The organism is Mycobacterium sp. 852002-51961_SCH5331710, from assembly GCF_001665535.1.
Lineage (GTDB): Bacteria > Actinomycetota > Actinomycetes > Mycobacteriales > Mycobacteriaceae > Mycobacterium.
Map to the genome: position 1 here is coordinate 1 of NZ_LZSQ01000076.1, position 19,779 is coordinate 19,779.

19 protein-coding genes and 1 pseudogene are annotated in these 19,779 nt (G+C 67.4%); 9 read left to right on the forward strand and 11 right to left on the reverse strand.

The annotated features are described in order from the left end of the window. Positions 1 to 84 precede the first annotated feature (84 nt). The 3 genes from A5752_RS13005 (at position 85) to A5752_RS13015 (ending at position 1,897) form a co-directional block, all read left to right on the forward strand. A complete protein-coding gene (locus A5752_RS13005) occupies positions 85 to 567 on the forward strand; it encodes a nitroreductase family deazaflavin-dependent oxidoreductase (protein ID WP_231983397.1) in 483 nt (160 codons plus the stop codon). 97 nt (positions 568 to 664) lie between these two features. Further along, a complete protein-coding gene (locus A5752_RS13010) occupies positions 665 to 1,231 on the forward strand; it encodes a dihydrofolate reductase family protein (protein ID WP_067085770.1) in 567 nt (188 codons plus the stop codon). A gap of 24 nt (positions 1,232 to 1,255) precedes the next feature. Then, positions 1,256 to 1,897 (forward strand): maleylpyruvate isomerase family mycothiol-dependent enzyme, encoded by a 642-nt coding sequence (locus A5752_RS13015; protein WP_067085773.1) that lies wholly within the window; start codon positions 1,256 to 1,258, stop codon positions 1,895 to 1,897. Positions 1,898 to 1,900: 3 nt separating this feature from the next. Here the strand turns inward: A5752_RS13015 and pgl are convergent, their stop codons facing one another. The 5 genes from pgl to tkt are packed head-to-tail and all read right to left on the reverse strand — an operon-like array spanning position 1,901 to position 8,303. Then, the gene (gene pgl, locus A5752_RS13020) at positions 1,901 to 2,638 is read right to left on the reverse strand and encodes a 6-phosphogluconolactonase (RefSeq protein ID WP_067085776.1); all 738 of its coding nucleotides are present in this window, start codon (positions 2,636 to 2,638) and stop codon (positions 1,901 to 1,903) included. Then, positions 2,635 to 3,546 carry a glucose-6-phosphate dehydrogenase assembly protein OpcA gene (opcA, locus tag A5752_RS13025; RefSeq protein WP_067085827.1) on the reverse strand — a complete coding sequence of 304 codons (912 nt, stop codon included), beginning with the start codon at positions 3,544 to 3,546 and terminating at the stop codon, positions 2,635 to 2,637. Before opcA ends, pgl begins: the two co-directional genes overlap by 4 nt. Continuing rightward, a complete protein-coding gene (gene zwf / locus A5752_RS13030) occupies positions 3,543 to 5,069 on the reverse strand; it encodes a glucose-6-phosphate dehydrogenase (protein ID WP_067085780.1) in 1,527 nt (508 codons plus the stop codon). The genes opcA and zwf overlap by 4 nt, the downstream gene beginning before the upstream one ends. Beyond that, entirely contained in the window at positions 5,066 to 6,184 is a 1,119-nt protein-coding gene (gene tal, locus A5752_RS13035; RefSeq protein ID WP_067085783.1) for a transaldolase, read from the reverse strand. The genes zwf and tal overlap by 4 nt, the downstream gene beginning before the upstream one ends. A gap of 28 nt (positions 6,185 to 6,212) precedes the next feature. Then, positions 6,213 to 8,303: a transketolase gene (gene tkt / locus A5752_RS13040; protein ID WP_067085787.1), complete on the reverse strand. Its 2,091-nt coding sequence runs from the start codon at positions 8,301 to 8,303 to the stop codon at positions 6,213 to 6,215. A 230-nt stretch (positions 8,304 to 8,533) separates the two neighbouring features. Here tkt and A5752_RS13045 point away from each other — a divergent pair, with 230 nt between their 5' ends. Further along, a complete protein-coding gene (locus tag A5752_RS13045; RefSeq protein WP_082963867.1) occupies positions 8,534 to 9,445 on the forward strand; it encodes a heme o synthase in 912 nt (303 codons plus the stop codon). Between the two features lie 6 nt (positions 9,446 to 9,451). Here the strand turns inward: A5752_RS13045 and A5752_RS13050 are convergent, their stop codons facing one another. Then, on the reverse strand, positions 9,452 to 10,423 hold the full coding sequence (locus A5752_RS13050) for a quinone oxidoreductase family protein (RefSeq protein WP_067085794.1): 972 nt from the start codon (positions 10,421 to 10,423) through the stop codon (positions 9,452 to 9,454). Positions 10,424 to 10,441: 18 nt separating this feature from the next. Between A5752_RS13050 and A5752_RS13055 the strand changes: the two genes are divergently transcribed. Further along, on the forward strand, positions 10,442 to 11,383 hold the full coding sequence (locus tag A5752_RS13055; protein WP_067085797.1) for an ATP-grasp domain-containing protein: 942 nt from the start codon (positions 10,442 to 10,444) through the stop codon (positions 11,381 to 11,383). Here the strand turns inward: A5752_RS13055 and A5752_RS13060 are convergent. Then, positions 11,333 to 12,262: a COX15/CtaA family protein gene (locus A5752_RS13060; RefSeq protein WP_197500608.1), complete on the reverse strand. Its 930-nt coding sequence runs from the start codon at positions 12,260 to 12,262 to the stop codon at positions 11,333 to 11,335. The genes A5752_RS13055 and A5752_RS13060 overlap by 51 nt on opposite strands. 65 nt (positions 12,263 to 12,327) lie before the next feature. After that, positions 12,328 to 12,897, reverse strand: coding sequence for a TetR/AcrR family transcriptional regulator (locus tag A5752_RS13065; protein WP_067085803.1), 570 nt, complete (start codon positions 12,895 to 12,897; stop codon positions 12,328 to 12,330). A gap of 92 nt (positions 12,898 to 12,989) precedes the next feature. On the opposite strand from A5752_RS13065, the gene A5752_RS13070 reads away from it, so the two are divergent. Further along, on the forward strand, positions 12,990 to 13,673 hold the full coding sequence (locus A5752_RS13070) for a hypothetical protein (RefSeq protein ID WP_067085807.1): 684 nt from the start codon (positions 12,990 to 12,992) through the stop codon (positions 13,671 to 13,673). Here A5752_RS13070 and A5752_RS13075 read toward each other — a convergent pair. The 3 genes from A5752_RS13075 to mptB are packed head-to-tail and all read right to left on the reverse strand — an operon-like array spanning position 13,587 to position 17,010. Next, positions 13,587 to 14,363: an ABC transporter permease gene (locus A5752_RS13075; RefSeq protein WP_067085811.1), complete on the reverse strand. Its 777-nt coding sequence runs from the start codon at positions 14,361 to 14,363 to the stop codon at positions 13,587 to 13,589. The two genes, A5752_RS13070 and A5752_RS13075, sit on opposite strands and share 87 nt — an antisense overlap. Then, positions 14,360 to 15,268 carry an ABC transporter ATP-binding protein gene (locus A5752_RS13080; protein WP_067085815.1) on the reverse strand — a complete coding sequence of 303 codons (909 nt, stop codon included), beginning with the start codon at positions 15,266 to 15,268 and terminating at the stop codon, positions 14,360 to 14,362. The genes A5752_RS13075 and A5752_RS13080 overlap by 4 nt, the downstream gene beginning before the upstream one ends. A 35-nt stretch (positions 15,269 to 15,303) precedes the next feature. After that, positions 15,304 to 17,010 (reverse strand): polyprenol phosphomannose-dependent alpha 1,6 mannosyltransferase MptB, encoded by a 1,707-nt coding sequence (gene mptB / locus A5752_RS13085; protein ID WP_156613826.1) that lies wholly within the window; start codon positions 17,008 to 17,010, stop codon positions 15,304 to 15,306. A 70-nt stretch (positions 17,011 to 17,080) separates the two neighbouring features. On the opposite strand from mptB, the gene A5752_RS13090 reads away from it, so the two are divergent. The 3 genes and pseudogenes from A5752_RS13090 to A5752_RS13100 all read left to right on the forward strand — a co-directional run. Further along, on the forward strand, positions 17,081 to 17,797 hold the full coding sequence (locus A5752_RS13090) for a helix-turn-helix transcriptional regulator (RefSeq protein WP_067085820.1): 717 nt from the start codon (positions 17,081 to 17,083) through the stop codon (positions 17,795 to 17,797). Further along, positions 17,794 to 19,239, forward strand: a complete 1,446-nt coding sequence (gene sufB, locus A5752_RS13095; protein ID WP_067085824.1) for a Fe-S cluster assembly protein SufB — start codon at positions 17,794 to 17,796, stop codon at positions 19,237 to 19,239. The genes A5752_RS13090 and sufB overlap by 4 nt, the downstream gene beginning before the upstream one ends. Further along, positions 19,239 to 19,779: pseudogene (locus tag A5752_RS13100) on the forward strand (Fe-S cluster assembly protein SufD); the annotation flags it as partial. The gene sufB and the pseudogene A5752_RS13100, both read left to right, overlap by 1 nt.

Consider the following 19,779-nt stretch of genomic DNA (forward strand, 5'->3'; position numbering starts at 1 on the left):
TCGCCACCAACTACCGCCAATGGCTAAACACACTGACCATAGACGCCGCTTGACCCATAACAGAGATAGGAGCATCACGTCGCGGTGCTGGCGGAAGAATGCCGGTATGGCTGTTGGCTCCTTCGACGACGCAAGTCCGTTCATCGGGTGTTGCGCCGCGTTGCCGGAACGAAGGCCGGCCGTGTGGTCTTTCGCCCGACGGCACACCGCCTCGATCTGTTGGTCAACAAGATCAGCGGAGGGCGATACAGCTTCGCCGGAATCGCGGCCGGGCTTCCCACAGTCATCCTCACCACCACCGGCGCCAAATCTGGAAAGCCGCGGACGGTAGCACTTTTGGGAATTCCGCACCCCGACGGCGTGGCGGTGGTCGCGACCAATTACGGCGGCAGCAGACACCCAGGCTGGTACTACAACCTGAGGGCATACCCGCAGGCGAGGGTCACGATTGCGGGCGACACCTGGGATGCCACCGCCCGGCTCGCCACACCGGAGGAGCGAGAGAGCATCTGGGCGCGGGGCGTGAACATGTCCGGCTCTGCGCAAGGAAGAAGTCTGGGCCGGTGAGCGGCGGATCGAGGCGTTCGTCTTAGAACGGCACTGAGGGGCGTCCGTCTCGCGTGGCGTCGCGATGAGTTTCTCCCGCGGGTGCAGTCTGATCCGCGTGGGCAAACTCATCTATGGCTTCAATGTGTCCGTCGACGGCTACATCGCCGACGCACAAGGCAGCATCGACTGGTCCGAGCCGAGCCAAGAACTGCACCAGTACTGGAACGACTTCGAGCGCCAGACCGCGCTGTCGTTCTACGGCCGGCGACTGTACGAGCTGATGGCGGCGTACTGGCCGACCGCGGACGAAGCTCCGGACGCCGATCCGGTGATCGTCGATTACGCCCGGGTCTGGCGTGACATGCCGAAGGTCGTGTTCTCGCGGACCCTGGAGTCCGTCGACTGGAACTCCCGCCTGGAACGCGGGGAGCCCGTCGAGGTGGTGCGGAAGCTGAAGGCCGAGACCGACGGCAGCCTGGAGGTGGCCGGTGCGACGCTGGCCGCACCCATCGTGCAGGCTGGACTAGTGGACGAGTACCGGATCGTCGTCGCACCCACCCTGGTCGGCGGCGGCACTCGGTTCTTCCCGAGCCTGCCGTCGTGGATCACGCTGCGGCTGTTGGAGAATCGCACCTTCCCCGGTGGCACGGTACTGCTGCGATACGAGGCGAAACACGACTGATCGGACGCACTCAGGGAGGACGACATGCCCGTAGACCGCGAATTCGTATTCGAGGCCGTGGCCGACGAGCGACTGCAGATCGCGACTCTCATCGACGGCCTGGACGACGCACAGCTGGCGACTCCCAGCCTCTGTGAGGGATGGAGCATCAAGACGGTCGCAGCCCACATCGTGAGCGTGTTCGCCGACGGGTTCTGGACGTTTCAACTCACCGCGCTTCGCCGCGGCGGCATCAGCCGGGCCATCGACGAGTTGGCGCGCCGCCGAGCCCAACAGCCGGCCGCCGAGATCGCCGACACCCTCCGCAGGCGCGCACACCATCGCCTCAGTCCGCCGGTGACGGGTCCCATGTCCGGGCTCACCGACATCCTCGCGCACGGCGGCGACATCAAGATCCCACTCGGCATTCCCTACGAACCGGCTTCCGAACGCATCGCGCCCGCGCTCGAATTCCTGACGGGACCCAAGGCGTACGGCTTCCTCCCTCGCAGCCGGCTCAAGGGTCTGCGCCTGCACGCCACCGACATCGAACAGTCGTGGGGCCGAGGCGATGAAGTCCGCGGTCCGGCCGCAGCATTGCTGATGAGCGTCCTCGGGCGAGAACCACTCTTGTCCACGCTCGACGGCCCGGGGCTACCGACTCTCCGGCACCGGATCGGGGCCTGAGCTTTAAAGCTTGCTCGCCGCAGCCTCGTCGAGCAGCCACACGGTCGCTTCGCGCCCCACGGCGCCCGCCGCCGGCACGTCATCGGCATCGGCTCCGCCGATGGCCGCCGCCACCGCGTCGGCCTTCCCGTCTCCGGACACGATGAACCACACCTCCCGCGAGCGTCGAACCGCAGGCAGTGTCAACGTGATTCGGCGAGGAGGTGGCTTGGGGGAGTCCTCGACACCGACGACCAGGCGTTCGGTCTCGCGCACGGCGGGAGTGTGGGGGAAAAGCGAGTTGATGTGTCCCTCACCGCCCATGCCCAGGAGATGCACGTCGAAGTCCGGTGCGGGTTCACCGGTGTCGGCGGTCGCGGCCAACACACGCTCGTAGTCCGCAGCGGCGGCGTCGAGGTCGTCGCCGAACTCCGCACCGCTGGCGGCCATCGGATGCACGTTGTCCGCCGGAATGTCGATGTGGTCCAGCAGCGCCTCACGGGCCTGCTTGTAGTTGCGCTCGTCGTCATCCTCGGGCACGAAACGGTCATCGCCCCAATACAAATGGACCTTGGACCAGTCGATCCGCGTGCTGCTCTCGGCGACCCGTTTGAGCAACCCCGTACCGCTGCCGCCACCGGTCAGAACGATCTGCGCCGACCCTCGCTCACCGATTGCCTCCACGATGGCCGCGACCAGGCGATCACCCGCGGCCGCGACCAGCGCCGCGGTGTCCGGATACCGTTCGACGGTCGCGCTCATGCGTACTGCACCTTCTCGATGCCTTGGAGAGCTTCGTAATAGATCTCGTCGGCGTCGAGCCTGCGCAGATCCTCGGCCAGACATTCCTTGGCCTCCCTGCGCGCCAACGGAAGCCGAGCCTCCGGCTTGCTCGTTCGGCTGAGAGTCGCGGTGACACCGGTCTGGGGCCGTGTCAGCGTGATGGTCTCGCTCTTTCGCATGAGCTCGACCTTCAGATCGCCCACCACTCGTTGCACGGGCGCATCGATCCTGGCTGCGAGCCATCCGGCCAGAACGTCGAGCGACGGTTCGTCGCGCAGGCCGGACACCACCGCCGACGTGATCGGTTCGTGCGGGGCCTGGTCGACGGCCGCCGCCAGCAGCGCCCGCCAATACGTGATCCGTGCCCAGCAGAGGTCGGTGTCGCCCGCGGTATAGCCCTCGAGTCGGCTCTTGATGGCCGCCAGCGGATCCGGGCACTGCGTGGCGTTGGTGATCCGCCGAATCGCCAACCGCCCCAGAGGATCCTTCGCTGGGACAGGTGGCCCGCCTGCGGGCCACCACGCCACCACCGGGGTATCGGGCAGCAGGAACGGCAGCACCACGCTGTTGGCGTGGTCGGCGAGTTCCCCGTGCAGGCGCAGCGAGACGACTTCTCCCGCCCCCGCGTCCCCGCCGACGCGCAGTTGCGCATCGAGTCGGGCCTTGGCGGCATCGCGGTCGCCGGGTACGACGACGATCACCCGGCAGGGGTGCTCGCGGCTGGCGAAGTTCGCCGCCTCGATCGAATCCTCCAGCAGTTCATCGCTGTGCAGGGAGATGACGAGCGTGAGCACCCGGCTCAACGTGATCGCGCCGCCCTCTTCGCGCAGGCCGGTGATCTTCTTGTTGATGTCGTTGGTGGTGGTGTCCGGCAGATCGACGATCACGGCCGCCTCCATTCCCGGCCCATGCGATGCAACATCTCATCGGCGGACGTCGGGCCCCAGGTCCCTGCCTCGTAAGCCTCGGGCTTCCCGCCGGCCGCCCAGTGGTCGAGCACGGGATCGAGGATCTCCCAGGACAATTCGACTTCGCGGTTCACCGGGAACAGCGAGGGTTCGCCGAGCAGCACGTCGAGGATCAGCCGCTCGTAGGCCTCGGGGGAGTCCTCGGCGAACGCCGAACCGTAGGAGAAGTCCATGTTCACGTCACGGACCTCCATCGCGCTACCGGGAACCTTCGACCCGAACCGGGTGGTGATTCCCTCGTCGGGCTGCACCCGGATCACCAGGGCGTTCTGGCCGAGCTCCTCGGTCATCGTCTTGTCGAAAGGCAGGTGCGGCGCCCGTTTGAAGATCAGCGCGATCTCGGTCACCCTGCGGCCCAACCGTTTTCCGGTGCGCAGGAAGAACGGCACCCCGGCCCAGCGCCGGGTGTCGACCTCCAGGGTGATGGCGGCGTAGGTCTCGGTCGTCGAGTCCTTCGAGAACCCTTCCTCCTCGAGCAGGCCGACCACCTTCTCGCTGCCCTGCCACCCCGCGGCGTACTGCCCGCGGGCGGTGGTCTGGTCCAGCGGCTGCAAGGGCTGCGTCGCCGAGAACACCTTGATCTTCTCGACCTGCAACTCCTTGGGACCGAAGCTGACCGGCTCCTCCATCGCGGTCAACGCCAACAGTTGCAGCAGGTGGTTCTGGATGACGTCACGCGCCGCGCCGACGCCGTCGTAATAGCCTGCACGGCCGCCGAGCCCGATGTCCTCGGCCATCGTGATCTGCACGCTGTCGACGTAGTTGTTGTTCCAGATCGGCTCGTACAACTCGTTGGCGAACCGCAGCGCGAGGATGTTCTGGACGGTCTCCTTACCGAGGTAGTGGTCGATGCGGAACACCGACTCCTCGGGGAACACACTGTTGACGACGGCGTTGAGCTCACGAGCGCTCGCCAGGTCGTGACCGAACGGCTTCTCGATCACTACCCGGCTCCACCGGCCCTCCTGCGGGTTGGCGAGCCCCGACTTGTGCAGCTGCTCGCACACCTGCTGGAAGGCCTTCGGCGGAATCGACAGGTAGAACGCGTGATTGCCGCCCGTCCCGCGCTCAGCATCGAGCTTCTCGAGCGTCTCGGCGAGCCGGGCGAACGCCGCATCGTCGTCGAACGTGCCCTGGACGAAACGGAAGCCCTCGGCGAGCCGGTCCCACACCTCCTGGCGAAACGGTGTGCGGGCGTGCTGTTTGACCGCCTCATAGACGACCTGGCCGAAATCCTCGTCGGCCCAGTCTCTGCGGGCGAACCCGATCAGCGAGAACGACGCAGGCAGCAGGCCGCGGTTGGCGAGGTCGTAGATCGCCGGCATCAGCTTTTTGCGCGACAGGTCACCGGTGACACCGAAGATGACGATCCCGCACGGCCCCGCGATACGGGGCATCCGCTTGTCGCGTTTGTCGCGGAGCGGATTCACCCAGTCCGTCATTTCTTGGCGGCGTTGAGCTGTTCCTGCGTCGCCTCGAGCAACTCGAGCCACGACTTCTCGAATTTCTCCACACCCTCGTCCTCGAGGAGCCGGAACACGTCGGGCAGATCGATCCCGATCGACGAGAGCTGATCGAACACCGCCTGTGACTCCTCGGCCGTGCCCGTGACCGTGTCACCGGTGATGACGCCGTGGTCGGCCACGGCCTCGATCGTCTTCTCCGGCATGGTGTTCACCGTGTTCGGAGCCACCAACTCGGTGACGTACAAGGTGTCCGAGTAGTCCGGGTTCTTCACGCCGGTCGACGCCCACAGCGGACGCTGGACGCGGGCGCCGGAGGCCTTGAGCGCCTCGAAACGCTTTCCGCCGACGAACACCTCTTCGTAAGCGGCGTAGGCGAGCCGGGCGTTGGCCACGCCTGCCTTGCCCCGCAACTTCATCGCCTCGCCGGAACCGATCTTCTCCAGCCGCTTGTCGATCTCGGTGTCGACGCGCGAGACGAAGAACGATGCGACGGAGTGGATCTTCGACACGTCGTGGCCGGCCTCCTTGGCCTTCTCCAGACCCTGCAGGTAGGCGTCCATCACGAGGCGGTAGCGCTCGACGGAGAAGATCAAGGTGACGTTGACCGAAATGCCTTCAGCGAGAACGGAGGCGATTGCGGGGATGCCGGCCTCGGTCGCGGGGATCTTGATCAGCAGGTTGGGCCGGTCGACAATCTTCCACAGCTCGATCGCCTGCAGGATGGTCTTGTCGGTGTCGTGGGCCAACCGCGGGTCGACCTCGATCGAGACCCGGCCGTCGACGCCGTCGGAGAGCTCGTACTGCTTGGCCAACACGTCGCAGGCGTTGCGGACGTCGTCGGTGGTGACGGTGCGAATGGTGGCGTCGACATCGGCGCCCCGTTCGGCCAGTTCCTTGACCTGATCGTCGTAGGCGTGGCCCTTCGACAACGCGGCCTGGAAGATCGACGGGTTGGTTGTCACCCCGACGACGCTTCTGGTGTCGATCAGCTCCTGCAGGTTGCCGGTCTGTAGCCGGTCGCGCGACAGGTCGTCGAGCCACACCGACACGCCCGCGTCGGATAACGCTGCGAGATTCGGATTCTGAGCCATTTCTGTGCCTTTCCAGACCTTTCGATCACTAGTTGTCTATCGAGCGCTCCGCGGCGGCCACCACGGCCTCGGGGGTGAACCCGAACTCGCGGAACAACGTCTTGTCGTCGGCGGACTCGCCGTAGTGCTCGATCGAGACGATCTCGCCGGTGTCGCCGACGAGCTTGTACCAGCTCTGGGCGACGGCGGCCTCCACCGCGACACGCGCCGAAACACGGGGCGGCAGAACCGAATCGCGGTACTCCTGCGGCTGCGACTCGAACCACTCCACACACGGCATCGACACCACGTATGCCGTGATGTCCTTCTCCGCTAACTGCTTCCTGGCCTCCACCGCGAGCTGAAGTTCCGAACCCGTGGCGATGATGATCACGTCGGCGTCGTCGGGGTTGCCGCCGCCGAGCACGTAGCCGCCGCGCGCCACGCCGTCGGCGTCGGTGCCCTCCAGCACCGGGATGCCCTGGCGCGTCAGGATGAAACCGACCGGACCGCTGCCGTTGCCGCGGGCGATGATGCTGCGCCAGGCGTACGCGGTCTCGTTCGGGTCACCCGGACGAACCACGGAGAGGTTCGGAATCGCGCGCAGCGCAGCGAGATGCTCAATCGGCTGATGCGTCGGACCGTCCTCGCCGAGGCCGATGGAGTCGTGCGTCCAGATGTAGATGGTGTCGATGTCCATCAGCGACGCGAGCCGCACCGAAGGCCGCATGTAGTCCGAGAACTGCAGGAACGTGCCGCCGAACGCGCGGGTCGGGCCGTGCAGCACGATGCCCGACAGGATGGCTCCCATCGCGTGTTCGCGGACACCGAAGTGCAGCACCCGGCCGTACCAGTCCGCCGTGAAGTCGGACGTCGAAATCGACGGCGGGCCAAAGGACTTCACACCCTTGATCGTGGTGTTGTTGCTGCCGGCGAGATCTGCCGAACCACCCCACAATTCGGGCAGCTTGGGTGCGACGTCGTTGAGCACCTGACCGAACGCGGCGCGGGTCGCCAGCGGCTTGGAGCCCGGCTCCCAGTAGGTCAGGTCGGAATCCCAACCGTCGGGTAGCTTCTGGGCGAGCAGTCGGTCGAGCAACTCCTTGCGCTCGGGCTCACGCTCGGCCCAGGCGTCGAAGTCGGTCTGCCACTTGGCGTGTGCCTCCTTGCCGCGCTCCACGAGCTTGCGGGTGTGCTCGATGACCTCGGGGCGCACCTCGAAGGTCTTGTCGGGGTCGAAGCCGAGGATCTTCTTGGTCGCCGCGACCTCCTCCTCGCCGAGCGCCGAACCGTGCACGCCGCCCGTGTTCATCTTGTTCGGCGCCGGATATCCGATGATCGTCCGCAGCGCGATGAATGACGGCTTGTCGGTGACCTTCTTCGCCTCGGCGATGGCCTGCTCGATACCGACGACGTTCTCACCGCCCTCGACCTCCTGCACATGCCAGCCGTAGGCGCGGTATCGGGCCGCGACGTCTTCCGACAGCGCGATGTTGGTGTCGTGCTCGATCGAGATCTGGTTTTTGTCGTAGAAGACGATCAGGTTGCCGAGCTGCTGGGTGCCTGCCAGCGACGACGCCTCGCTGGTGACACCCTCCTCGATGTCGCCGTCCGAGGCGATGACGTAGATGTAGTGGTCGAACGGGCTCTCGCCCCAAGGGGTGTCGGGGTCGAACAGGCCGCGCTCGTAGCGCGAGGCCATCGCCATGCCGACCGCCGATGCCAGGCCCTGTCCGAGCGGGCCGGTGGTGATCTCGACGCCCTTGGTGTGACGGAACTCCGGGTGGCCGGGGGTCTTGGACTTGAACGTCCGCAGAGACTCGATGTCGTTCAGCTCCAGCCCGAATCCACCGAGATAGAGCTGGATGTAGAGGGTCAGGCTGGAGTGCCCGCACGACAGCACGAACCGGTCCCGGCCGAGCCAGTGCACGTCGCTGGGGTCGTGGCGCATCTGGCGCTGGAAGAGCGTATAGGCCAGCGGGGCCAGGCTCATCGCGGTTCCGGGGTGGCCGTTGCCGACCTTCTGCACCGCGTCCGCCGCCAGCACCCGGACGGTGTCGACCGCCAGCGAGTCCACCTCGGTCCAATCGTCGGGGTGGTTCGGGCGGGTCAGCGCGGAAATTTCTTCGAGTGTGGTCACAGGCGCACTCCTGGTCGGCATAGAGCTCTTCTCAGCTGCACGTTCATCCACCCTAGTGCGGGATGGTCGTCCAATGCAGGCCGCTCGGCGCGAGATGCCGGGCGGGATTAGGTCGGCGTTGCCCTGCGGTCTACCATCGTCTGTAGTAGAAGCGCCCGCGCTGGGACGATTTCGACAGGAGTATCTGCGTGAGAGTTCGCGACGACGGCCACCTCGTCGGCGGGGACCGGATGTCGTCGTCGGGGCCGCTCCGGACGCGGATCCGCGACATCCTCCTCGGTTACGTCTCACTGACCAAGCCGCGCGTCATCGAACTGCTTCTGGTCACGACGATCCCGGCCATGCTGCTGGCCAGCCGCGGCTCCGTCGACCCGCTACTCATCATGAACACCCTGGTCGGCGGGCTATTGGCGGCGGCGGGTGCGAACGCGCTGAACTGCGTGGCCGACGCCGACATCGACAAGGTGATGAAGCGCACCGAGCGCAGGCCGCTGGCGCGGGCCACGGTCCCGCGCAGCCACGCGCTGATCTTCGGTCTGGCGCTGTCCGTCGGTTCGTTCTTCTGGCTCTGGTGGACGACGAACATGCTGTCGGCCCATCTCGCGGGCGCGACGATCGCTTTCTACGTGCTGGTCTACACGCTGCTGCTCAAGCGCCGCACCTCGCAGAACGTGGTGTGGGGCGGTGCGGCCGGCTGCATGCCGGTGATGATCGGCTGGTCTGCGGTCACCGGAACCATCGCCTGGCCCGCGGTGGTCATGTTCGCGATCATCTTCTTCTGGACGCCGCCGCACACCTGGGCGCTGGCGATGCGCTACAAGGAGGACTACCGCGCCGCGGGCGTCCCGATGCTGCCGGCCGTCGCCACCGAACGTCAGGTCACCAAGCAGATCCTGATCTACACGTGGCTCACCGTGGCCGCGACGCTGGCGCTCACACCCGTCACCGGCTGGCTGTACGCCTCCGTGGCGCTGCTGGCGGGCGGATGGTTCCTGGTGATGGCGCACCAGCTCTACAACGGTGTGCGTCGCGGCGAGGCGGTCAAGCCGCTGCGGCTGTTCCTGCAGTCGAACAACTACCTGGCCGTCGTGTTCCTGGCCCTGGCCGTGGACTCCGTGCTGGCGCTGCCCACGGTCTTCTAGCCACTACTAGGGCACCAACACCACCGAGCCGACGGTCTTACGTCCCTGCAGGTCCCGGTGGGCCTGTTCGGCGTCGGCGAGGCGGTACCGCTCGCTGACCGTGATCGTCAGCGTGCCCTGGGCGATCGCGTCGAGAAGTTCGCCCGCACGCCAGGCGAATTCGTCGGCCGTGCGGGTGTAGTGCACCAGGGTCGGCCGGGTGAGGAACAGCGAGCCGGCCGCGTTGAGGCGCTGCGGGTCGAACGGCGGAACCGGCCCGCTCGACGCCCCGAACAGCGCCAGGGTGCCCCGCACCCGCAGGCTGGCCAGGCTGGCCTCGAAGGTGGCGGCCCCGACGCCGTCGTACACGGCGGCGACGCCACCCTCCGTCATCTCCTTGATCTCGGCGCCGAACGCCGCGGCGTCGGTCGGGTAGTCGAGCACTCGCACCGCGCCCGCCTCGCGCGACAACTCGGCCTTCTCCGGAGTCGACACCGTGGTGATCACCCGCACCGCCATGCTGGTGGCCCACTGGGTGAGGATGAGCCCGACGCCGCCCGCCCCCGCGTGCACCAGCACGGAGTCGCCCTGCTGCACCGGGTACAGCGACTTGATCAGGTAATGCGCGGTCATGCCCTTGAGCAGAGATGCGGCAGCCGCCTCAGGGCTCACGCCGTCGGGTACGTAGGCCACGAAATCGGCTGGGGCGACGCTGTATTCGGCATAGGCCCCATTGGCCTGAGCGGTGACGACGCGGTCGCCGACCTTCAACGCGGCGACATCTTCGCCGACCGCCTCCACGGTGCCGCACACCTCGTTGCCGACGACGAACGGCGTCTCCCGCGGGTACTGACCGGACCGGAAGTACGTGTCGAGGAAGTTCACGCCGATGGCTTCGGCCTTGATGAGCACCTCGCCGGGGCCCGGAGTCGGTTGCGGCTTCTCGACGTAGGTGAGGACTTCGGGTCCGCCGGTCTCGGCGACTTCGATGGCATGCATAGCTCTATCGTGCCAACTATGAAGCTCGCGCGGCCCAACCTGTTCCATCCGCGCATCGTGTTGGCCGGATGCCCGGCGCTGCCGGAGGGCGACGGCGACGACGCCGGACTGGTCGCGGCGCTGGGTAAGCACGGGTTGCACGCACGCTGGTTGTCCTGGGACGACCCCGCGACGCTGGAGGCGGATCTGGTGATTCTGCGGGCGACGTGGGACTACATCGACCGGCTCGATGAGTTCCTCGAATGGGCGCAGCGGGTCCGCAATCTACTCAACCCGGCCCGCGTGGTGCCGTGGAACACCGACAAGCGCTATCTGGCCGACCTGGCCGCGGCTGGTGTGCCGACGGTGCCGAGCCGATTCTTCGAACCGGGGGAGACGGTGCGACTGCCGAACAGCGACGAAGTCGTGGTCAAACCCGCTGTTGGCGTGGGATCGGTTGACACGCTGCGTTTTTCGAATCGCGACGACGCGCGGCAGCACGCCGCCCGGTTGCTGGACGCGGGCCGCGCCGTGCTGGTGCAGCCCTTCGACCCGCGCATCGAGGACGGCGAGACCGCGCTGGTGTTCATCGGTGGCGTGCAGTCGCACGCCTTCACGAAGGGGCCGATTCTGCAGCAGCCCGGCCAGGCGCCGCCGTTCGACGCGTCGGGCACTTATGCCCAGGAGACGCTGAGTCCCGCGGACCCCGACTTCGAGGTGTGGGACGTCGGACACGCGGCGTTGGCGGCAGCCTCAGCGCATCTGGACCTGACGACCGAGGAGCTGCTCTACGCGCGGGTGGACGTCATCGGCGGGCGCAGCGATCCGCGGGTGCTCGAGGTCGAGCTCGTCGAGCCGTCGCTGGGCTGGATGCAACTGGACGAATCGACACGGGAGCGCCAGCAGCGCGCGTTCGTCCTCGCCGTGGAGTCAGCTCTCGACCGGTTCGGGCTCGGCCCGCTCTCGCATCGACGCCCATAGCGCAGCGGTGGCCGCGGTACAGGCCGCGGCGCCTGCGACGTGCACCGCCACCAAAGCGGCGGGCACACCGGTGAAGAACTGCACGGTGCCGATGAGCCCCTGGGCCACCACCAGGACGACGAGAACGCCCAGCCGCAGCAGGACCGGCCGGGGTGCGCGCACCGCCAGCAGGCCGAAGCCGAGCCCGATCAGCAGCGACAGATAGGCCACCATCAACGCCGAGTGTGTGTGCACCAGCGTGGTGATCTCGACCTCCAGCCGCGGAATCGTGCGGTCGACGCTCTTGTCCCCGGCATGCGGGCCCGCGCCCGTCACCAGGGTGCCCGTCACCAGCACCGCGGACAGGGCCATGGCGCTGAGCAGAGTCAGTTGCCGCAACGCTTTCGGCGCCCGCCGGACCGGCACCCCGTTGTCGGGTTCGCCGATCTTGACGAACAACAACACCGACAGCCAGACCATGGTCATCGACGCCAGCAGGTGGACCGCGACCGTCCACCACAGCAAACCGGTCAGCACCGTGATGCCGCCGATGACCGCCTGTACGACCGTCGACGCCGGCATCAACCAGGCGTAGATCAGCACCTCGCGGCGGCGGCGGACCCGGGTCACGGCCAGCACCGCGGCCGCCGCGGTGAGCACGACGAGGAAGGTGACCATGCGGTTGCCGAACTCGACCGCCTGGTGCACGACCGGCACCTCGGCGACCGGAACCGGCGTGAAGCTGCCCGGGAAGCACTGCGGCCACGTCGGGCAACCCAGTCCCGACGCGGTGACGCGAACGATCGCGCCCGTCACCGCGATACCGCCCTGAGTCAGGATGACGAGGAAGGCGATGACGCGCTGAGCCCGCAGGCTGGGCAGCGGCAGCAGATCGACCAGCCGCAGAAAGGCGCGTCGCACGCACTCGATCGTAGAGCAGTGCAACTACAAGTCGTAGTAGCGGGCTACCGCGGTGCCACGAACGGCACCAGCACCTCGTCGACCAGCTGGACGACCAGGTCGTCGTCGATGGGGTCCCCGGTGATCAGCAGCCGGTGCCACAGCACGCTCTGCCCCAACTCCCGCGCGATCTCGACGGGCACGTCGGCACGGACGTCGCCGCGGGCGATGCCGCGTGCCAGCAAGGCGGCCATCTCCTCCTTGCGCCAGGCGATGACACCCCTGCGGAAGGCCTCGGTGAGGTCCGGGTCGTGGGAGCCGGCGGCGATCGCGGCCCGGATCACCGGCGCTCGAGGTCCGGTGAACAAGGCGGCCCAGCCCCGCAGCACGGCCAGCATGTCGCCGCGGTAGCTGCCGGTGTCTTCGTGGGGGATCGCCGCGGTGGCGATGCCCACCAGGGTGTCTCGCAGCAGCGCCGGCGCGTCCGGCCAGCGCCGGTACAACACGGGCTTGCTCGTGTGCGCCGCCGCTGCGACGGCCTCCATCGTCACCCCGGTGGGACCGTGCTTGGCGAGCAGGTCGAGCGCCGCGTCGCGGATCGCCGCGTCGAGTTCTTCACCGCGACGACGTGGCATCCGACACTCCTGCGGAAGAAACGCTTGCGTATCTTACGCGGCGAGTTTAGCGTGATCCGATAAGAAACGGTTGCGTATCTTAGGAGGATGGTATGGCTCGCCCGGTTCTCTTTCCGCTGCGTTCCGTCGACACGGCGACGGTGCGGTATCTCGACCATCGCCACGGCCGGCGTCGCATCACCATCGACCATCGGCCGCTGGCCGGCGTGACCCCGGCGATGCTGCTGGACTGGTTCACCCACCTCGGCGACACGATGGTGTACGGGGGAGAGGTCATCGACCGCTACCTGGCCTGGCATCCGATCGATCACATCCACTGGGCGCTGGCGCGACCGGCAGCGGACGGCGGGGCCGCCGACGGCGCGCGGTTCCGCATGGTCGAGGCGTTCGGCGGGCGGCCCGAGTTCAAGATCGACGAGATCGCGCGGGTCGAGAAGCTCGACGAGACCGGCATCCGTCTGGTCAGGAGGGTCGCGGGAATTCCGATTTTCCAGCTCGAGCACACCTGGTCCGCAGGCGCCGATGGCGCGCACTACGTATCGGTGATGGATCTCGGCACGCGCTCACCGCTGCTCACGTTCGTGAACAGGATCGTGCGCCGGCGGTTCCCGGACGACAAGATGCGCGCATGGGTGAAGCACAACATCGAGGAGGTCGGACAGCTCGAATACCTGCTGCCCCTGCTGGTCTCAGGTGAAGCGGAACCAGCGCAGCGCACACAACGCGGCGACGGCACCCCACACCGCGAGCACCAGGATGCCGAACCAGTCCACTGACAACGTCATCGCCTGGGTCAGCGCCTCGGTGAGGGCGCCCGACGGCGTCAGCCGGGCCACCCACTGCGCCCCAGACGGCACCATGCCGCCCTCGAGCGTCAGCGCGCCGAGCCCCGCGAACACGAACCACAGCAGGTTGGCCAACGCGAGCACGATCTCGGCGCGAAGCGTGCCGCCCAGCAGTAGGCCCAGCGCGGCGAAACCCGCTGTGCCCAACGCGATGATCGCCGCGCCGAGCGCCAGGCCCGCGAGGTGTGGGCGCCAGCCCAGTGCGAAACCGATGCCGCCCAAAACGATCGACTGCAGGAAGACGACCGCGACCACCGCCAGCGACTTGCCCGCGATGATTCCCCACACCGGAAGCGCCGTGGCGCCAAGACGTTTCAGCGCACCGTAGCGGCGGTCGAACGCCACCGCGATCGCCTGCCCGGTGAAGGCCGTCGAGATCACGGCCAGCGCCATGATCGCGGGGACGAAAGTGGCGGCGCGGTTCTCGCCGAACGAGCCCAAGGGGAGAAGCGTCAGCCCCACCAGCAACGTGATCGGGATGAACATCGTCAGCAGCAGCTGTTCGCCGTTGCGCAGCAGCAGCCGCAGCTCCAGGCCGAACTGCGCGGCGAGCATCTTCTGCACTGTGGCCGGCCCCGGATCGGGTGAGAAGGTGCCCGGCGCAAAGCGATTCGTCGTCATGACCGCAACTCCCGCCCGGTCAGGTCGAGGAAAACGTCCTCGAGGCTTCGTTGTTCGACCCGCATGTCGGTGGCCAAGACGTCGAGACGTGCGCACCACGCCGTCACCGTCGCCAGCACCTGCGGGTTGATCGCACCCTCGACCAGGTATTCGCCGGGGGCGGTCTCGGTGGCCTTGTAGCTCTCCGGCAACGCGGACACGAGCAGCGACAGGTCGAGCTTGCGCGGGGCGCGGAACCGCAGTTGGTTCTCGGCGCCGCTGCGCATCAGCTCCTCTGGCGTCCCGGTGGCGACCGGAACGCCGTGGTCGATGATCATGATGCGGTCGGCCAGCTCCTCGGCCTCGGTGAGCTGATGGGTCGTCAGCACGACGGTCACGCCGTCGCGCCGCAATCCATCGATCAACTCCCACACCACGATTCGCGCATGCGCGTCCATGCCCGCGGTGGGCTCGTCGAGGAACACCAGCTCCGGGCGACCGACCACTGCGCACGCGAGCGCCAGCCGCTGCTGCTGGCCGCCGGACAGTCGTCGGTACGTCGTACGCGCCGCCTCGGTCAGTCCGAGAGTGTCCATCAGCCAGGCGGGATCGAGCGGGTTGGCCGCGTAGGAGGCGACGAGGTTGAGCATCTCGCCTGCACGGGCGGCCGGATATCCGCCGCCGCCCTGCAGCATGACGCCTATGCGTTCACGCAACCGGGCGTTGTCGCCGAACGGGTCCAGCCCGAGGATCCTGATGGTTCCGGAGTCGGGCCTGATGAAGCCTTCGCACATCTCGACGGTCGTGGTCTTGCCTGCGCCGTTCGGCCCGAGAAGCGCGAAGACCTCGGCCGCCTGCACCTCGAGATCGAGTTCGGAGACCGCGACCGTCGACCCGTACCGCTTGGTGACTCCGCTCAGGCGCACGGGGGCCGCCGGGGACGCCCCGGATCCAGAGTGGGTCACGGGGACTCAGCGTAGGCGTCGGGCCGCACCGGTTGGGGCGGCGGTGGCGGCGGTTGCTCGTGCGGCGGACTCGTGACGCTGCGCCAGGGCAACCGGTTGTAGGTCAGCAGGATGAGCGCGACGACGATCACGGTGCTCGCCGCGGTCGCGAGGAGGATCTGAAAGACCGTGAACCGGTCGCCGTTCGCGGTCGGCCCGAAGATGCCGACGGCCAGCGTCACGACGATTGTGGTGCTGCGGAACGCCGGCCGGGTGGCCCACGCTGCCAGCGGGAGCACCGCCCACAGCACGTACCAGGGCTGGACCACCGGGAACAGCAGCACGGTCACGCCGAGCGCGACGCCGAGCCCGCCCACCGGATGCAGGCGCCCGCGCAGGACCGACAACAACAGCCAGGTCACCAGGATCGCGATGATGAACACGCCGATCGCACGGGTCAGGCCCAGCACGGCGGTGGTGTGGTCGCCCAGCCCCAGCAGGATGCCGACCTGCCCGGTGCCCAGCGCCAACAGGGTCGGCAGCGACATCCAACTGCGCACGACGTTGGCGGTGCCCAGCGTGTTGAGCCAGCCGAACCCGAGGCCGCTGGCCCACCCGATCAGCGCCATCACCACGACGGATACGGCCGTCAACGACCCGCCTGCCAGGAAGAACGCCTTGACGGTTCCGCCCCACCGGCAGGCCAGCGCCATCGCCACGAAGCCGAGCGCCAGCAACGACGGCAGCTTGACCTGCGAGGACAGGGTGATCAAGACGACGCCGACCAACAGCATCGCCAGGGGCCACCATCGCGCCCACTGCTCGCGGTCGTGGGGCCAGGACAGCGGTCTGGGAAGGAGCGGGGTAGCGGCGTCGACGCCGCGCAGCGCGAACTCGGTGCCCGCCAGCATCAGGCCCAGCATCAGGGCCTCGTTGTGGATGCCCCCGACCAGGTGCATGATCAGAAGCGGGTTGGCCGCCCCCAGCCACAGCGCGCTCACCTCGGCGACACCGCAGCGGCGCGCGAGTCGCGGCGTCGCCCAGACGATCAGCCCCACGCCGAGCAGAACGACCACCCGGTGACACAACACCGCGGCCACGATGTTCTCGCCGGTCAGCGCGGAGATGCCCTGGCCGATCCACAGGAAAAGCGGCCCGTAGGGTGCCGGCGTCTCGCGCCACATGTTGGGCACCGAGAGGGTGAACACGTGGTCCAGGCCCAGGCCGGTGGCCGGGCCGACCCGGTACGGATCCAGACCCTTGATGCCGATCTCGCTTTGCGCGAGGTAGGAGTACACGTCGCGGCTGTACATAGGCGGGGCGAGGAGCAGCGGCAACACCCATAGCCACAGCAACCGGTCCAACTGACTGCGCGACATCCGCCGGTCACCGAGCGCGAACCGCCCCAGCATCAGCCAGGCCAGCGCCATCATGACCGCGCCCGTGGTGGTCATGGTCAACGACACCGTCTGTATGCGCGATGGAAGGTTGAGCAGCCGCACACCGAACGTCGGATCCTGCACCACCGGCCTGGCTCCGACGCCCAGGGCGCCGATCGCCATCAGGACCGTGCCGGTCGCCCCGAACAGCCGCGTCCGACGCAGCGCGATGACCTCGGCATCGTTGAGGGGTGAGCCCACTGGGCGTTCGTCGGCGTGCCAACGGGCGATCGACGTGCTGAACGAGGGGAGGCGGGCTGCCACCTCAGCAGCGTAACCGCCCATGTTATGGCTCTTGTCACGCTAAGGGTGCCCTTGCTTTACACCACTTTCCGAATTCCGTCACAATAGTGTTGTGAAATTCAGTCCGGAGGCAGGAGCCGATCGCCACACCCGTGGGGCGATCGTGCAATTGCTGCTCCAATCCGGACCCATCACCGCCGGTGAGATCGGCGAACAGCTCGGAATCTCGGCCGCAGGAGTGCGTCGTCACCTCGACGCGTTGATGGAGGCCGGAGACGCGCAGGCCAGCGCCGCGGCGGCCTGGCAGCACACCGGCCGGGGCAGGCCCGCGAAGCGTTACCGCCTCACCGCGGCGGGGCGCGCCAAGCTCGGCCACGCCTACGACGATCTGGCCGTGGCGGCCCTCCGCCAACTTCGCGAGATCGGCGGTGACGACGCCGTGCGGACATTCGCGCGCCGCCGGATCGACGGAATCCTGGCGGGAGTAACCGAGGGCCCCGATGACGTTGCATCTAAAGCCGACAGGGTCGCCGACGCGCTGACCAAGGCCGGCTACGCGACCACTGTGACATCGGTGACACCCGCCGGATCCATCCACGGAATCCAGTTGTGTCAACATCACTGTCCGGTCTCACACGTCGCGGAGGAGTTCCCCGAGTTGTGCGAGACCGAGCGGGAGGCCTTCGCCGAGATTCTGGGAACCCACGTGCAGAGGCTCGCCACGATCGTCAACGGCGACTTCGCCTGCACGACGCACGTACCGCTGGTCGAAAAGATCAGTGCTTCAGCCCAATCAGCCCCCACCAACAAGCAAGGAGCGTCGAGATGACGACGACACCCGAGGTCCACAAGGTAGGCGAGCCGCTCAGCCAGGACGAGGCCATCGCTTCGCTGAGCCGCTACGGCTACGGCTGGGTGGACTCCGACGTCGCGGGCGCCAGCGCGCAGCGCGGGCTGTCCGAGGCGGTGGTTCGGGACATCTCCGCAAAGAAGAACGAGCCGCAGTGGATGCTCGACATCCGGCTGAAGGCGCTGCGCACCTTCGATAAGAAGCCGATGCCGAACTGGGGCTCCAACCTCGAGGGCATCGACTTCGACAACATCAAGTACTTCGTGCGGTCGACGGAGAAGCAGGCCGCCACGTGGGACGACCTGCCCGAGGACATCCGCAACACCTACGACAAGCTGGGCATCCCCGAGGCGGAGAAGCAGCGCCTGGTTTCCGGTGTCGCGGCTCAGTACGAGTCCGAGGTCGTCTACCACCAGATCCGCGAGGACCTGGAGGCTCAAGGCGTCATCTTCCTCGACACGGACACCGCGCTGCGCGAGCATCCGGAGATTTTCAAGCAGTACTTCGGCACGGTGATCCCGGCCGGCGACAACAAGTTCTCCGCGCTGAACACCGCCGTGTGGTCGGGTGGCTCGTTCATCTACGTGCCGCCCGGCGTGCACGTCGACATCCCGCTGCAGGCCTACTTCCGGATCAACACCGAGAACATGGGTCAGTTCGAGCGCACGCTGATCATCGTCGACGAGGGTGCCTACGTGCACTACGTCGAGGGCTGCACGGCGCCGATCTACAAGAGCGACTCGCTGCACTCGGCGGTCGTGGAGATCATCGTCAAGGCGGGCGGGCGCTGCCGGTACACGACCATCCAGAACTGGTCGAGCAACGTCTACAACCTGGTCACCAAGCGCGCCCGGGCCGAGGCCGGCGCGACCATGGAGTGGGTCGACGGCAACATCGGCTCCAAGGTCACGATGAAGTACCCCGCGGTGTGGATGACCGGTGAGCATGCCCGCGGCGAGGTGCTCTCGGTGGCCTTCGCCGGCGAGGGGCAGCACCAGGACACCGGCGCCAAGATGCTGCACCTGGCGCCCAACACGTCGAGCAACATCGTGTCCAAGTCCGTCGCCCGTGGCGGCGGTCGCGCCTCGTACCGTGGTCTGGTCCAGGTCAACAAGGGCGCGCACGGATCACGCTCGAGCGTGAAATGCGATGCGCTGCTTGTCGATACGATCAGCCGCTCCGACACCTACCCGTACGTCGACATCCGCGAGGACGACGTGACGATGGGCCATGAGGCCACCGTGTCGAAGGTCAGCGAGGATCAGCTGTTCTACCTGATGAGCCGCGGCCTGACCGAGGACGAGGCGATGGCGATGGTGGTGCGTGGCTTCGTCGAGCCGATCGCCAAGGAGCTTCCGATGGAGTACGCGCTGGAGCTCAACCGGCTGATCGAGCTGCAGATGGAAGGCGCGGTGGGCTAGTGGCGTCGTCGGAATTAACCACTGCGATCGAGGGGACACCGGCCGGGTCGGCACTCAACAAGGGCGAGATCTTCACCTCCTTCGACGTGAACGCCTTCGAGGTGCCCGGCGGTCGCGACGAGATCTGGCGGTTCACGCCGTTGAAGCGCCTGCGCGGTCTGCACGACGGCTCCGCGGTCGCCTCGGGTAGCGCGACGATCGCCGTGAGTGAACGCCCCGGAGTCACCGTGGAAACAGTCGGGCGTGACGACGAGCGGCTCGGCCAAGGCGGTGTGCCCGCTGACCGCGTTGCCGCGCAGGCGTATTCGTCGTTCGACAGCGCGACGATCGTCACGGTCGCCCGCGACACAGAGATCGCCGAACCGATCGAGATCGACATCACCGGCCCGGGCGAGGACGCGGTGGCCTACGGGCATCTGCAGATCCGCGTCGAGGAACTCTCGCGCGCGATCGTCGTCGTGGACCTGCGCGGCAGCGGGACCTACGCCGACAACGTCGAGATCATCGTCGGCGACTCGGCCGGTCTCGGCGTGATCTGGA